The following is a 14397-nucleotide window of genomic DNA, read 5'->3' as shown; positions in this document are numbered from 1 at the left end:
GCCCCATCCGACCGACTGGCCGTCCGGGGCGTTTCGCGAAAGTCAGGAGCTCAGAGCGCGCTGACGTTGGTAGCCTGGGGGCCCTTGGCACCCTGCTCGACGTCGAATTCGACGCGCTGGTTCTCTTCGAGGTTGCGGAAGCCGCTACCTTGAATCGAGGAGTAGTGGACGAAGACATCTGCGCCCTGGTCGTCGGGAGCGATGAAGCCGAAGCCCTTTTCGCCGTTGAACCACTTGACGGTTCCCTGTGCCATACTGCTGTACTTCTTTCTTCAGTGTGCGCAACCACCAAGACCGATGGCCGCCCGTCAACTCTGTCACAGATGAGGACCGTTGGGAAACGCAGGGCGCAATCGGTGTGGGCGGTCCGCTGCGCGGGTACCCCGTTCGAGAACGAAACCCGGGTGTTCGGGGTCTGCGTGAGTAGGCTGGACAGGGCACCACGCGATCGACCTGCGATCGAGGCACGTCATGGCCGAGAACGATCCGCTGACCACACAACGCGATGCCGTCCGCGACGTCGCCGGTGAACTGGTGGAAGCAGGTTTCGCCGATCCGGTCGAGATCGGTCGTGGTGGCTACGGTGCCGTATATCGCTGTCGCCAACCCGCATTGGACCGCGATGTCGCGGTCAAGGTGCTGACCGACCACCTCGACGCCCAGAACCTCGAGCGGTTCGTGCGTGAGCAGCGTGCGATGGGGCGACTCTCCGGGCACCCGAACATCGTCAACATCCTCGAGGTCGGGTCCACGCCCGAGGGCTTTCCGTTCATCGTGATGCAATACCACCCCCACGCGTCGTTGGACCTGCGCATCCGCAGGGACGGTCCGCTCGACTGGCGCGATGTGCTCCGGCTCGGCATCAAGGTGGCCGGTGCGCTCGAGACGGCCCACCGGGCGGGCACCCTGCACCGCGACATCAAGCCGGGGAACATCCTGCTCACCGAATACGGCGAACCCCAGTTGACCGACTTCGGCATCGCCCGGATCTCCGGCGGCTTCGAGACCGACGCCGATCTGGTCACCGGTTCGCCCGCCTTCACCGCGCCCGAGCTCCTCGCCGGTGCGACGCCATCGGTGACCTCCGACGTCTATGGGCTGGGCGCGACCCTGTTCTGTGCGCTGACCGGCCACGCGGCGTTCGAGAGGCGCAGCGGGGAGCAAGTGGTCGCGCACTTCCTCCGCGTCGCGAGCGAAGGAGTTCCCGATCTCACGTCGGCCGGATTCCCCGCGGAGGTGTCCGGCTGCATCGAACATGCGATGGCGCGCGAACCCGCGGACCGCTCCGGGTCGGCGGCAGGGCTGGGCGAGGAACTGCGGAACGCGCAGCGGCGGCTCGGGGTGCCACTCGACGGGATGGCACTGCCGGACGGGTCCTCGGAGCCTGCCACCTCGACGACGCCGCGGCGGCGGCGGACGACGATGACGCTGCCCATGCCGTCGACGAAGTTCCGCCCACCCATCCGGCCTCGGGCGCAGGTCACCAGGACCCGACTCCTGAAGACACTGCGCGACGGGAAGCTGCGCCGTCTCACGCTCATCCACGCACCCACCGGCTACGGGAAGACCACGGTCGCGGCCCAGTGGGCCGAGGAGCTCGCCGTCGACGGCGTACCGGTGGCGTGGCTGACGGTCGACGACACCGACAACGACGTCGCACGGTTTCTCGCCGACCTCGTCGAGGCACTGCGCCGGGCGGCCCCGGACGCCGTCGGCGACTGCGCCGCGGCGGTCGAGGAGCACGGCGATCGCGCCGAGGAGTACGTGCTGACATCGTTGATCAACGAGGTCCACGCGCACGGCCGGCGCATCGCGCTCATCGTCGACGACTGGCACCGGGTGACGGACCCGACGGTCATCGGGGTGATGGACTATCTGCTCGAACACGGTTGCCATCACCTGCAGGTGATCGTGACCAGCCGAACCCGGCGAGGCCTCCCGGTCAGTCGTTTGCACGTCCACGACGAGATCATCGAGATCGACATGGAAGCACTGTGTTTCGACGAGGCGGAAGCCGGGCGGTTCCTCCTTGATGTCGCCGGTCTGGACCTGCGGGGCGACGAGGTCGCCGAACTGTGGTCATCGACCGACGGTTGGGTCGCGGCGCTGCAACTGGCATGCGTGTCGCTGCGCCGATCCGGGCATCCCGGCGAGCTGATCGGCGACATCTCCGGTCGCCACCATGCCATCGGTGACTTCCTCGCCGAGAACGTCCTGGGCGTGCTGGAACCGGAGGTCCTGCATTTCCTGCTCACCGTCTCGCTGCCGGAACGGATCTGCGCCGATCTCGCGACCACGCTGAGCGGCGAGGCGCGCGGACAGGCCATGCTCGAGGAGGTCGAGCTCCGTGACCTGTTCCTCACCCGGGTCGACCAGGCCGGCGAATGGTTCCGGTTCCACTCCCTGTTCGCCGAGTTCCTGCGACGCAGGCTGGAACGGGATGAGCCGCAACTCATTCCGCAACTGCACCGCAGGGCGTCGGAGTGGTTCGCGGGGCACGGGATGCTGACCGAGGCGGTCGACCATGCGCTCGCCGCCGGTGACGCGGACCGCGCCATCGAACTCGTCGAAACCGACGGCCGGTCACTCATCGAACACTCGCGAATGACCACCCTGATCACATTGATGGAGAAGTTGCCGCCCGTGGCGGTGGCGGCCAACCCGATCTTGCAGATGCAGCTCGCGTGGGCGAACCTTCTCCTGCACCGCGCCGCGCTCGCCGAAGCCTCCCTCGAACGGGCGCGGGTCGCACTCGAGCGACGGGCGAGGTCCGATGCTGCCCTGGGGATTCGGCGTGAGGCCGACATCGCCGAGGCGTGCGTGCGCGCCATCTCCGACCGGCTCGACGGGCTCGACGAACTGGTGGCGCGCCTGGCCGACGACCTCGACGGGTTGTCGCCGTTCCTCGTGTCGGCCATCCACAATGTCGGGACCCTCAGCGCCACCTTGCGATTCGACTTCGACGAGGCTCACCGCTGGCAACAACGCGCGATCCCGGCACACCGACGTAACACCGGTCCGTACGCGGTCATGTACGGTTACGGCCTCGACGGGCTCGCCTACGTCGAGCAGCTCGACCTCGACCGTGCCGAAGCATGTTTCCGTACGGGACTCCGGTTGTCGCGCGAACAGGGTTCGTCGACCCAGTCGCAGGGTGCGCAGCTCGCCAGCGCTCTTCTCGCGGCGGTCCGGTACGAGCGCGGTGATGTGTCCGAGGCCGAACGACTGCTCGACGAGAGCTTCTTCATCGGGGCCGCCGAAGGCGTCGTCGACATGATCGAGGCTCGCCACCTCGTCGGGGCGCGCGTGGCGTTGTGCCACGGTGACCGGGCGGTCGCGGCGTCCTACCTGGACGAAGCCGTGGACATCGCCGAGCGGCTCGACACCCCACGGCTGCGTGCCGTCGCCGAGAACGAGCAGGTGATGAGGCACCTGCCGGCTCGTCGTAGGGTGTCTGCGCGCGTCGATGCCGGCGCCGAGGTGCCGACACGCGGCATCGCGGCGATCGTCGCGCAGCTCCATGCGGAGACCGCGATCCGGTTGATGCTTGACGCCGGCGAGTCCGCCGAAGCCCCTGACGTCGCCTGTCGGTGGGCGCAGGAGTGGGTGGACCGGTTGGCCGGCAGTGGCCGCCACCGGGCGTTTCTGCGGGCGCGACGACTACTGGCGGTGTGTCTCGCTGCGGCCGGTCGGACGCAGGAGGCACGCGCACACACCCTGGCTGTCCTGGCGCAGTGCGCAGCGTCGGGCATGGTTCGGTTTCCGCTGGATGGCGGCGACGAGTTCACCCGGCTCGTCGACGACGTCGCCCGCAGTGTTCGTGCCGGTGACCGTCCCGCTCCGGCAGCGTTGTCGCCGGATTTCCTCGGCCGGGTGCTCGGCGACGGTGGCACCCGTTCGTGACCAGGCCGGGAATACCAGGGCGGGCCGGCGGCCTTGAACCACAGCGTGGCCCCACACCGCCCGCCGCGCGGGTGCGGGGCAGGTGTAGACGACCCCTAGAGAGAGGACAAGTGCTCATGGCAGTCCCGAACATCACACTGAACAACGGAATCACTATCCCGCAGTTGGGTTTCGGAGTCTTCCAGGTTCCGCCGGAGGACACGCGTGAAGCAACTCTGACCGCATTCGAGGTCGGATACCGCCACATCGACACCGCGGAGATGTACGGCAACGAGAAGGGCGTCGGCGAAGCGGTCCGCGATTCGGGCATTCCGCGCGATGACATCTTCATCACCAGCAAGCTGAACAACGGCTTCCACGACTACGACGACGCCCTGAAGGCGCTCGACGGAACCCTTGCCGACCTCGGCGTCGAGCAGCTCGACCTCTTCCTGATCCACTGGCCACTGCCGGAGGTGGGCGATTACGTCCAGACCTGGAAGGCGCTCGAGAAGGCCTACGTCGACGGCAAGGCGCGAGCAATCGGCGTGTCGAACTTCCAGCAGGCGCATCTACAGCGTCTCTTCGACGAGACCGACGTCGTACCCGCGGTGAACCAGATCGAGGTGCACCCGTATCTGTCGCAGAACCCGTTGCGGGCGTTCAACTCCGAGCACGGCATCGCCACCGAGGCATGGTCCCCGATCGCCCAGGGCAAGGTGGCCGACGACCCGGTCATCACCGAGATCGCCAAGTCCAAGGACCGCTCGCCCGCGCAGGTCACCCTGCGGTGGCACATCCAGCGCGGCGACATCGTCTTCCCGAAGTCGGTGACCCGCTCGCGCGTCGAGGAGAACTTCGCACTGTTCGACTTCGAACTGTCCGACGACGAGGTCGCCCAGATCGACCGCCTCAACAACGACGAGCGCATCGGTCCCGATCCGGACACCTTCAACTACGTGCCGGACTGACCCCCGGCCCGTTGACTGTGCGTGAGGGTGCAGGCAGCGACCCCTCTTGCTCCCTGAGGAGCGAGCTTGCGACCCCTCTTGCTCCCTGAGGAGCGAGCTTGCGACCCCTCTTGCTCCCTGAGGAGCGAGCTTGCGACCCCTCTTGCTCCCTGAGGAGCGAGCTTGCGAGCGTCACGAAGGGTCCTGGTGAGATGCGCGGCAGACCCTTCGTGACGCGCCCTCCGCAGGCTCCGGGCGCTCCTCAGGGAGCGGGACGGGCCGGTGTGGCTGAGGTTCTTTCGGATCAGGGGCCGGGGTGACCGGAGGTCAGGAAAGGTTCTCGAGGCGAGCAGGTTTCGACAACGAGGCGCGCAACTGACTGAACCGGAACAGTGCGGGTTCGCCGACGACGTCGGTGTAGCGGTCGATGACCGTGTCGACGAAGTCGTCGACTGCACTGTCCGGTAGGCGGCTCGTCCAATCCGACGCCCCGACCGCGAACCAGGCTCGGAAGTCGTCGACCGATTCGAACTGCCAGTTCAGATCCTTCACCGTCAGGTCGTCCACGATGAACCCGGCGTCGGTGGCGAGTTCCCCGAACCGCGATGGTTCCACGTGGACGTAGGGCGCGTCGAAGCCGTCGAAGTAGCGCTTCCGCTCCGGTTGCGCCGCGACCTCCATCCCCACGTCTTCGATACTCGGTCTCTCGGTGGCGCACACCATCTGCAGCACCGCCCGACCGCCGTCGACGAGACTGCGCGCGATTCCTTGCAGCGCCGCCACCTGGTCGTGCACCCAGTGCAGCGCGTTGAACGACACCGCGATGTCGAAGTCGTCGTCGAAGGGCAGGGCAAGCACGTCGTCGACGTGGAACTGGACGCGCAGCAGGTCCGCCGGGACCCGCACGAGCGCGCGTTCGATCATCCGGCGCGAGGCGTCGACGCCGACGACCGAGCCCGACGGCAGCCGGTCGGCGAGCAGCATCGTGATGAAGCCGTCGCCGCACCCGATGTCCAGCAGGCGTTCGGTCCCGGCGAGTTCGAGGTCGCCGATCGACTCCTCGGCGACCATGCGCTGCAAGGCGCTCACGTCCGCGTACCGGTCACCGTCCCAATCGACCATCGCTCACTCCTCGGTTGTGTACCGACCCCGGGCCATTGTCCCGGCAAGTGCGCACGGCCGCCGGACGTTCGGCGTATCCGGGCCGCCGCAGTCCTACCGCCCCGCCTCGCGTTCCACCATGAGCGAGGCCTCCCGGTAGTGCGCGTACACCTCGGGCGTGGGCGTCCCGGTGAGCGTCTGGGTCGATGTCTCCCACGCGGGCAGTTCACCGGTCAGGGCCCACGCGGCCTGTCGCGCCGCACCGAGCGCCACGTGTTCGCCGTCGGCGGGGACGACGACCTCGCCGCCGAACAGACCCGGTGCGATGTGGCGCACCGCAGCCGACTTCGCGCCACCGCCGGTGAGCAGCACACGCTCGACGTCGATGCCCTGCTGCTCGATCCGTTCGCGGCAGAACACCAGCGACGAGACCAGGCCCTCGACGGCCGCGCGGGCGATCGCGGCCGGGGTGAAGTTGGCCGCGGTCAGCCCCGTCAGCGTGCCGGTCGCGTCGGGGAGGTTCGGCGAGCGCTCGCCGGCGAAGTAGGGCACCATCGTGACGCCACCCGCGCCGGGCTCAGCCGACATGGCCAACCGGGCGAACTCGGCCAGGTCCACGCCGAGCATCGACGCGGTCGACGCCAGCACCGGGGCGCCGTTCAGGGTGCAGACCAGAGGCAGGTGACGCCCGGTCGCGTCCGCGAACCCGGCCACCAGACCCGACGGATCATTCGGCGCCACGTCGCCGACGGCGCTGACCACGCCCGACGTGCCCAGGGAGACAACGGCATCCCCGGGGCCGGCGTGCAGTCCCAGTGCGGCTGCGGCGTTGTCGCCCGCGCCGGCGCCCACGACGACGCCGGACGGCGTGACGCCGGCCCGTTCCGCGGGGCCGAGGACCCGGGGCAGAAGCGGTCGACGGCCGCGGAACGCGGCGTCGAGCAGATCGGTTCGGTACTCGCCGGTCGCCGCGCTGAAATAGCCGGTGCCGGAGGCGTCGCTGCGGTCGGTCGTCAACTCGGCGAGGTCGCGACTGTCGCGCAGTCGCCAGGTCAGCCAATCGTGCGGAAGACAGATCGCAGCCGTGGCGTCGGCGTGCGCCGCTTCGTGGTCGGCCAGCCAGCGGAGTTTGGTCGCGGTGATGGAAGCCACCGGCACCACCCCGACCGAGCGCGCCCACTGCTCGGACCCGCCGAACTCGTCGACGAGAGCAGCAGCGCTCGGTGCGGAACGGGTGTCGTTCCACAGCAACGCTTCCCGGACCACCCGGCCGTTCCCGTCCAGACAGACCATGCCGTGCTGCTGGCCCGCCACGGACACCGCGGAGACGTTGTCGAAGCCGTCCGCGGCGGCGACCGCAGCGCACAGTGCGTCCCACCAGTGATCCGGGTGCACCTCGGTACCGGCGGGGTGCGGAGCGTGTCCGGTGCGCACCACCTGCCCGGTGTCGGCGTCACAGACGACCACCTTGCATGACTGGGTCGACGAATCGATCCCGGCGACCAGCGTCGTCATGCGAGCAGGTCGATCAGCGTCGCGCGGGCTCCCTTGCTGCGCAACGACTCCAGCGTCGACAGATACGGAGTGGTGAACAGCGGATCCTGCGCGAGGGTCCCAAACAGCTCGGGGTCGGCGACGAAGGCCAGCGGGTCGGTGCGGGACCGCTGCGCTCGCGGAACGAGTTCGGCCGCAAGCGGGTCGACGACGTCGATCGGTTTCCCCGCCTCGTCGGTACCCTCGGCGTAGCGGGTCCAGCTCGCCACGACCGCAGCGGCGAGGTCGCTTCGCTGGTCCCGTTCGAGGCGCTCGCGGATCACCGGGACCAGCCACTTCGGGATGCGGTCGGAGGAGTCCTGGCAGAGGCGCGCGATGGTGTCACCGATCGCCGGGTTGGCGAAACGTTCGAGGAGGGTGTCGATGTACTCCTCGACGTCGACGCCGGGAAGTGGACGGAGGGTGGTGGCTCCTTCTTCGGTCATGTACCGGCGCAACAGGTTCTCGATGTCCGGGTCGGACGCCGCGTCGTGGACGTAGCGGTACCCGAGCAGATATCCGAAGTAGCACAGCGCCTGGTGACCGGCGTTGAGCAGTCGCAATTTCATCAGCTCGTACGGGGTGACGTCCTCGACGACCTGGACTCCCACCTGCTCCAGTGCGGGGCGTCCCATCGAGAAGTCGTCCTCGAGCACCCACTGCGTGAAGGGCTCGGCGACCACCGGCCAGTTGTCGTCGACACCGGTGCGATCAGCGACCTCGGCGGCCAGTCCGGGCGGGGTCGCGGGGGTGATGCGGTCCACCATCGAGTTCGGGAACCGGGTGTTGGTCTCGATCCACGCGGCCAGTTCCGGATCGCGTAGCTGCGCATAGGCAAGAAAGGTCGATCGTGCCATGTGTCCGTTGCCCTGGATGTTGTCGCACGACATGACCGTGAACGACGGGACACCGCGGTCCCGGCGCCGCGCGAGTGCCTCGGTCACCAGTCCGAAGACGGTGCGCGGCCGCGCACTGGCCTCGAGGTCGGCGACGATGTCCGGGTTCGTGGCGTCGAACTCGCCGGTCGACGGTGAGAAGTTGTAGCCGCCCTCGGTCACCGTCAGCGAGACGATGCGTGTCGCCGGGTCGCTGAGCCGCTCGATGACTTTCTCAGGATCGTCTGGAGCGTAGAGGTATTCGACGATCGATCCGATCACCGAGGTCTCGACGGCGCCGTCGGGGTGTTTGAGGGTGAGTGTGAACAGTCCGTCCTGCGGCCCCAGGGCGTCGCGCATCGCGGCGTCGGCCGTACGGACGCCGACCCCGCAGATGCCCCACCCGCTCGCCGACGCGTCGGTGGCGAGGAGATGGTCGAGGTACATCGCCTGGTGTGCACGGTGGAACGCGCCCACACCGAAGTGCACGATCCCGGGGGTGACGCCCGAACGGTCGTAGGTCGGGACGTCCACGCCGGCGAGGCCCGACATCGTCTCGTTGTTCAGGGGTGTGCTCATCGACGAGTTCCTTCCGTCTCGTTCAGGGCGGTATCGGCGGGCCCGGGCAGGTATCTCGAAAGAGACGGGTAGACCACAGCTTTGATGGTGCCGGGTGTGCGATCGGAGTCGAGCGCGTCGGCGAGTTGGTCGAGTCCGAACCGGGCGGTGACCATAGCATCGAGGTCGACGGCGCCGCTCCGGACCAGCGCGAGAGCCGTCGGCCAGGTGTTGGCATAGCGGAACACCCCGGTCAGCACCAGTTCGCGGTTCTGGATGAGCGACACCGGCAGTTCCATCGAGTCGGCGCCCATCCCGACGAGGACGACGCGCCCGCCAGGACGCACCCGGGCCAGTCCATCCCGGACCGCACCCGCGACACCGCTGGCATCGACGAAGGCATCGACGGGTTCGCTCCCGGTTCCGGGCTCGATCACCGTGGTGGCACCGAATTCGATTGCGCGAGAACGTCGCTGCTCATCGGGCTCACTGACGACGATGCGCGCGAGACCGGACGCCCGGGCGACCTGCGCCACCATCAGGCCGATCGGACCCGCGCCGGCGATCAGGACCGAGCCGCCCACCGACACCTCGGCTTTGCGCATCGCGGCGATGCCCACGGAGAGCGGCTCGAACAAGGCGGCGGCCTCGTCGGAGACCTCGGGTGGCACGGGATGCGCGAAATCGGCTCCGATGGTCACGAATTCGGCGAAGGCGCCGTCCACCGGAGGCGTCGCGTAGAACCGCATGTGTGGGCACAGGTGGTAGTCACCGCGTCTGCTCTCCGCTGTGGTCGGGTCGGGACGCTGCGGTTCGATGGACACCCGCTCGCCGACCCGGCCCGGGTCCACCCCTTCCCCGACGGCGACGACGACCCCGGCCGCCTCGTGACCGAGGACGAGCGGTTCGCGGACCACGTACTCGCCGATCCGTCCGTGCCGGAAGTAGTGGGTGTCGGACCCGCAGACCCCCACCGCGCGTACGGCCACCGTGACGTCACCGGGCTCCGGGTGCGGCGACCTGCGACTTTCGGTGGTCACCGAGAGATCGGGATGCAGGACGGCGGCGCGCATGGCGTCAGGAACGTCCGCTATGGGGCGATCGGTTGTTGCGTGGGTCACACCCGGATGCTAGCTTATTGAGCACATTGACCGCCAGTGAGCAGATGCTCACCGTCGTTGGCTCAACGGGCGACGGCGACGACAGGGACGGGGCACGCGACCATGGCACCTCGGAAGTCGACGAGCGACGACGGCGAGCCGTCCGTCTCGACAGTCCGCGCGGCCTCGCGCGGAACTCCCGACTCCGGCCAAGACCTGCGTCTTCTCGTCCGCGCCGCGACGATGTACCACCTCGAGGGGCTCACCCAGGCCGAGATCGCATCACGCCTGGGCGTCTCGCGGCCGACCGCCGGTCGGCTGGTGGCGCGAGCCCGGGCGCAAGGCCTCGTCCGCGTGTCCGTGGCTGCGCCGGCGCACCTCTCGGCCTCGATCCACACCGATCTCGAACGCGCGGTGGAAGAGACCCTGGGTCTCGACGAGGTGCTCATCATCGACGAGGTGGCCGACGGCACCACCACCGGCAACGCCGCGCTCGGCCGCGCCGGGGCCTCGGTGCTCACCCGCCGCATCCAGGCGACCGACACCTTCGGATTCACCTGGGGGCCGGAGCAGGTGGCTGTCGCCGACGCCATGGCCGCATCGGCGTCGTGTCAGCGGGTCGTGCAGATGGACGGCTCGATGACCTCGGTGGAGTACCACACCGGCGTCGACCATGCACTGTCCCGGTTCTCCGAACGTCTTCATGCCCGTCCGCTGCGGCTGGTCGCACCGCTCTATGTCGACCCGGAGACGGTCACCGCCGTGAACCGTGATTCGATTCTGTCGCAGGCGCTCTCGGCGGCACGCGGTGCACAGGTGATGCTCTTCGGCGTCGGGTCGGTGTCGACGTCGACCACATTGTTCGAGGGCTCGTTCATCGATGCCGTCGTCCTCGACGAACTCCTGGAACTCGGCGCGGTCGGAGAGATCGGCGGACGCTTCTACGACGCGCACGGCGTCGCGGTGCCCTCCAGTCTCGTCGATCGGACCGTCTCGGTGTCGCTCGACGCGGTCCGGGCCTGCCCGACATCGATCCTCGTGTCCGGTGGCACACACCGTCGCGAATCCATCCTCGGTGCACTGCGCGGTGGCTACGCCACCATTCTCGTCACCGACCTCGCCACCGCCGAATGGCTTGTGGTGCAAGAGAAAGGCGAACAATGATGTTCTCCCGACACCGAGTGCGATGGGCGCTGGGTGCGATCATCGCGACCGTGACGCTGGTGCTGACCGGCTGCTCCGGCGCCGGTTCACTCACCGGCGGCGGTGGTCGCGAGATCACCGTCGCGATGGTCTCCAACTCGCAGATGCAGGACGCGGTCAAGCTGTCCACGCAGTTCGAGGAGCAGAATCCCGGCGTCACGGTGCGATTCGTGACCCTCTCCGAGAACGAGGCGCGGGCCAAGATCACCGCATCGGTGGCCACCGGCGGCGGTGAGTTCGACGTCGTGATGATCAGCAACTACGAGACCCCGATGTGGGGCGAGTACGGCTGGCTCGTGAATCTGAGCCCGTACATGGATGCGGATCCCGAGTACGACGCCGACGACTTCATCCCGACGCTGAAAACGGCTCTGTCTCACGATGGTTCGATGTACTCGGCGCCCTTCTACGGCGAGTCGTCGTTCCTGATGTACAACAAGAAGCTCTTCGCCGAGGCGGGGGTGTCGTTGCCGGCCCAACCGACGTGGCCACAGGTCGCGGAGGCGGCGGCCAAGCTCGACAACGAGCGCACCGCGGGCATCTGCTTGCGCGGCAAGCCCGGCTGGGGTGAGGTGCTCGCCCCACTCAACACGGTGATCAACGCCTTCGGCGGCCGCTGGTACGACGAGGACTGGAACGCGCAGCTCGACAGTCCGGAGGTCGCCGCGGCGGTGAAGTTCTACGTCGACACCGTCCGGAACCACGGCGAGGCCGGTGCCGCGTCGTCGGGCTTCCAGGAGTGCGGAAACCTGTTGTCGCAGGGCCAGGTCGCGATGTGGTACGACGCGACCTCGGCGGTGTCGGTGCTCGAGAGCCCGGACACCTCGTCGATCGCCGGGGACGTCGGCTACCTGCCGGCGCCCAGTATGGCCAAGGGAGACAACGGCTGGCTCTACACCTGGTCGCTCGGCATCCCCACCAGCAGCGAGCACCAGGACGAGGCGTGGAAGTTCATCCGGTGGATGACCAGCAAGAGCTACATCGAGTACGTCTCGGAGTCCCTGGGGCCCAGTCACGTTCCACCCGGCAGCCGCCTGTCCACGTATGAACTGCCGGCCTACAAGGAACTCGCCGCGCCGTTCGCCGAGCAGACACTGAGCGCGATGCGCGCAGCGAACCAGTTGAAGCCGACCCTCGAGCCGGTGCCCTATACCGGCGTCCAGTTCCTCGCGATCCCGGAGTTCCAAGACCTCGGAACCCGGGTGAGTCAACAGATCTCGGCAGCCATCGCCGGTCAGATCAGTGTCGACGACGCGCTCGCCCAGGCACAGGAGTACGCCCAGGTCGTCGGCAAGTCCTACCAAAGGGAGCAGTGATCATGGCCACCGCAGTCTCCACTCCACCACCCGACACGACCCCGAAGGCACCGCTGACGTCCTCGCGTGATCACGTCACGCGCGCCGAGGGCTGGCGGCGTCGCGGCCCGCTCCTGCCGGCCCTGATCTTCTTGATCGTGGTCACGCAGATCCCGTTCGTGTTCACGCTGTACTACTCCACCCAGTCATGGAACCTGGTACGTCCGGATTCGCGTGCGTTCGTCGGTCTCGACAACTATGTCGCGGTCTTCGGCGACAGTCAGTTCTGGCGGGTGACGGTCAACACGATCCTGCTGATCGTCGGCACGGTGCTCATCTCGGTGCTCCTCGGTCTGATGTTCGCCCTTCTGCTCGACCGGAAGTTTTTGGGCCGGGGCGTGGTTCGGACACTGCTCATCACGCCGTTCCTGGTGACCCCGGTGGCGGCTGCGCTGCTGTGGAAGACGAGCTTGCTCTCGCCGACCAACGGACTCGTCAACTGGGCGCTGAGTCCGTTCGGTATCGAGACCGACTGGCTGTCGGAGTTCCCGCTGATGAGCGTGATGGCCGAATTGGTCTGGCAGTGGACGCCGTTCATGATGCTGCTGATCCTCGCGGGCCTGCAATCGATGCCCCGTGACATCCAGGAAGCGGCACGCGTCGACGGCGCCACGAGCTTCCGGCTCTTCCGGGAACTCACCCTCCCGCATCTGCGCCGGTTCATCGAACTGGGTGCGGTGCTCGGGGCCATCTACCTGGTGAACACCTTCGACGCGGTGTACATGATGACCTCCGGTGGTCCGGGTGTCTCCAGTTCGAATCTGTCGTACTACATCTACCAGCGCGCGTTCCTCGGCTTCGACATCGGCCAGGCCGCGGCGATGGGTGTCGTGACGGTGATCGGCACGATCGTCGTCGCCACGCTCGCCCTGCGACTGATCTTCAAATCATTCTCCGGAACAGAGGAGCCGGCCTGATGACCACCGACATTCGCTCCGACCGCACGCCGGCCGGGGAGGCAGACGCGCAGTCCGGCACCGAGATCCGCCGTCGTCGACAACCGCGCCAGGCAGCCCTCACCGCCGTCACCTGGATCCTCGCGATCGGGTTCTTCTTCCCGGTGCTCTGGATGGTGCTGACGGCGTTCAAGCAGGAGAGCGACGCCGCGACGAACCCGCCGACCTTCTTCTTCGAGCCCACGCTGCAGCAGTTCCGCGACGTCTTCGACGCGGGAATCGCCACACCCCTGTTGAATTCCTTGTTCGCGACGATCGTGTCGACGATCCTGGTGCTGTTGCTCGGCGTGCCGGCTGCGTTCGCGCTGTCGCTGCGCCCGGTACGCAAGACCAAGGATGCGCTGTTCTTCTTCATCAGCACCAAGATGCTGCCGATCGTCGCCGCAATCATCCCGCTCTATGTGATCGTCGGCGAGATCGGGATGCTCGACAACATCTGGACGCTGGTCATCCTCTACACCGCGATGAACCTACCGATCGCGGTGTGGATGATGCGGTCGTTCTTCCTCGAGGTCCCCGGCGAACTCCTCGAGGCCGCCAGCATCGACGGCGCCAGTCTGTGGACCTCTGTGCGTGAAGTCATCCTCCCGCTCATCTCGCCGGGAATCGCAGCGACAGCACTGATCTGCGTGATCTTCTCGTGGAACGAGTTCTTCTTCGCCGTCAACATGACCGCGGTCAACGCGCAGACGATGCCGGTGTTTCTGACCGGTTTCATGTCCGGCCAGGGCCTGTATTGGGCGCAGCTGTCCGCCGCATCCGTGCTCGCCGCGCTGCCGGTCGTCATCTGCGGCTGGATCGCCCAGAACAAGCTCGTCCGTGGACTGTCGTTCGGCGCGATCAAGTGACAGCACAGTTCGGTGCCGCGCCACCGGTCCCAGCGC

At 67.6% G+C, this 14397-nt stretch carries 11 protein-coding genes; 6 read left to right on the top strand and 5 right to left on the bottom strand.

Going from position 1 to position 14397, the window contains the following annotated elements:
- Window positions 1-50: 50 nt before the first annotated feature.
- Window positions 51-254, bottom strand: a complete 204-nt coding sequence (locus GR168_RS21870; protein WP_058252822.1) for a cold-shock protein — start codon at window positions 252-254, stop codon at window positions 51-53.
- A gap of 217 nt (window positions 255-471) precedes the next feature.
- Here GR168_RS21870 and GR168_RS21865 point away from each other — a divergent pair, with 217 nt between their 5' ends.
- Window positions 472-3903: a serine/threonine-protein kinase gene (locus GR168_RS21865; protein WP_159371674.1), complete on the top strand. Its 3432-nt coding sequence runs from the start codon at window positions 472-474 to the stop codon at window positions 3901-3903.
- Between the two features lie 116 nt (window positions 3904-4019).
- Window positions 4020-4853, top strand: a complete 834-nt coding sequence (locus tag GR168_RS21860; RefSeq protein ID WP_159371673.1) for an aldo/keto reductase — start codon at window positions 4020-4022, stop codon at window positions 4851-4853.
- Window positions 4854-5159: 306 nt separating this feature from the next.
- On the opposite strand, the gene GR168_RS21855 is transcribed toward GR168_RS21860, so the two are convergent.
- From GR168_RS21855 to GR168_RS21840, 4 genes are all read right to left on the bottom strand, one after another.
- Entirely contained in the window at window positions 5160-5954 is a 795-nt protein-coding gene (locus GR168_RS21855; protein ID WP_159371672.1) for a class I SAM-dependent methyltransferase, read from the bottom strand.
- A gap of 93 nt (window positions 5955-6047) precedes the next feature.
- Window positions 6048-7448 carry a xylulokinase gene (xylB, locus tag GR168_RS21850; protein ID WP_159371671.1) on the bottom strand — a complete coding sequence of 467 codons (1401 nt, stop codon included), beginning with the start codon at window positions 7446-7448 and terminating at the stop codon, window positions 6048-6050.
- Window positions 7445-8920 (bottom strand): mannitol dehydrogenase family protein, encoded by a 1476-nt coding sequence (locus GR168_RS21845; RefSeq protein WP_159371670.1) that lies wholly within the window; start codon window positions 8918-8920, stop codon window positions 7445-7447. Before GR168_RS21845 ends, xylB begins: the two co-directional genes overlap by 4 nt.
- A complete protein-coding gene (locus GR168_RS21840) occupies window positions 8917-9972 on the bottom strand; it encodes an NAD(P)-dependent alcohol dehydrogenase (protein ID WP_159371996.1) in 1056 nt (351 codons plus the stop codon). The genes GR168_RS21845 and GR168_RS21840 overlap by 4 nt, the downstream gene beginning before the upstream one ends.
- Window positions 9973-10122: 150 nt before the next feature.
- On the opposite strand from GR168_RS21840, the gene GR168_RS21835 reads away from it, so the two are divergent.
- The 4 genes from GR168_RS21835 to GR168_RS21820 are packed head-to-tail and all read left to right on the top strand — an operon-like array spanning window position 10123 to window position 14361.
- Complete coding sequence (locus GR168_RS21835) at window positions 10123-11163, top strand: sugar-binding domain-containing protein (protein ID WP_159371669.1); 1041 nt, start codon at window positions 10123-10125, stop codon at window positions 11161-11163.
- Window positions 11160-12518, top strand: coding sequence for a sugar ABC transporter substrate-binding protein (locus GR168_RS21830; RefSeq protein ID WP_159371668.1), 1359 nt, complete (start codon window positions 11160-11162; stop codon window positions 12516-12518). The genes GR168_RS21835 and GR168_RS21830 overlap by 4 nt, the downstream gene beginning before the upstream one ends.
- Window positions 12519-12520: 2 nt before the next feature.
- Entirely contained in the window at window positions 12521-13474 is a 954-nt protein-coding gene (locus GR168_RS21825; protein ID WP_058252870.1) for a sugar ABC transporter permease, read from the top strand.
- Window positions 13474-14361, top strand: a complete 888-nt coding sequence (locus GR168_RS21820; protein WP_078112570.1) for an ABC transporter permease subunit — start codon at window positions 13474-13476, stop codon at window positions 14359-14361. Before GR168_RS21825 ends, GR168_RS21820 begins: the two co-directional genes overlap by 1 nt.
- Window positions 14362-14397: the final 36 nt, after the last annotated feature.

This window comes from Gordonia sp. JH63 (assembly GCF_009856645.1).
In the GTDB taxonomy this organism is placed as follows: domain Bacteria; phylum Actinomycetota; class Actinomycetes; order Mycobacteriales; family Mycobacteriaceae; genus Gordonia; species Gordonia hongkongensis.
The sequence above is the reverse complement of the archived record's forward strand: the minus strand, read 5'-3'. Positions and strand labels throughout refer to the sequence as shown.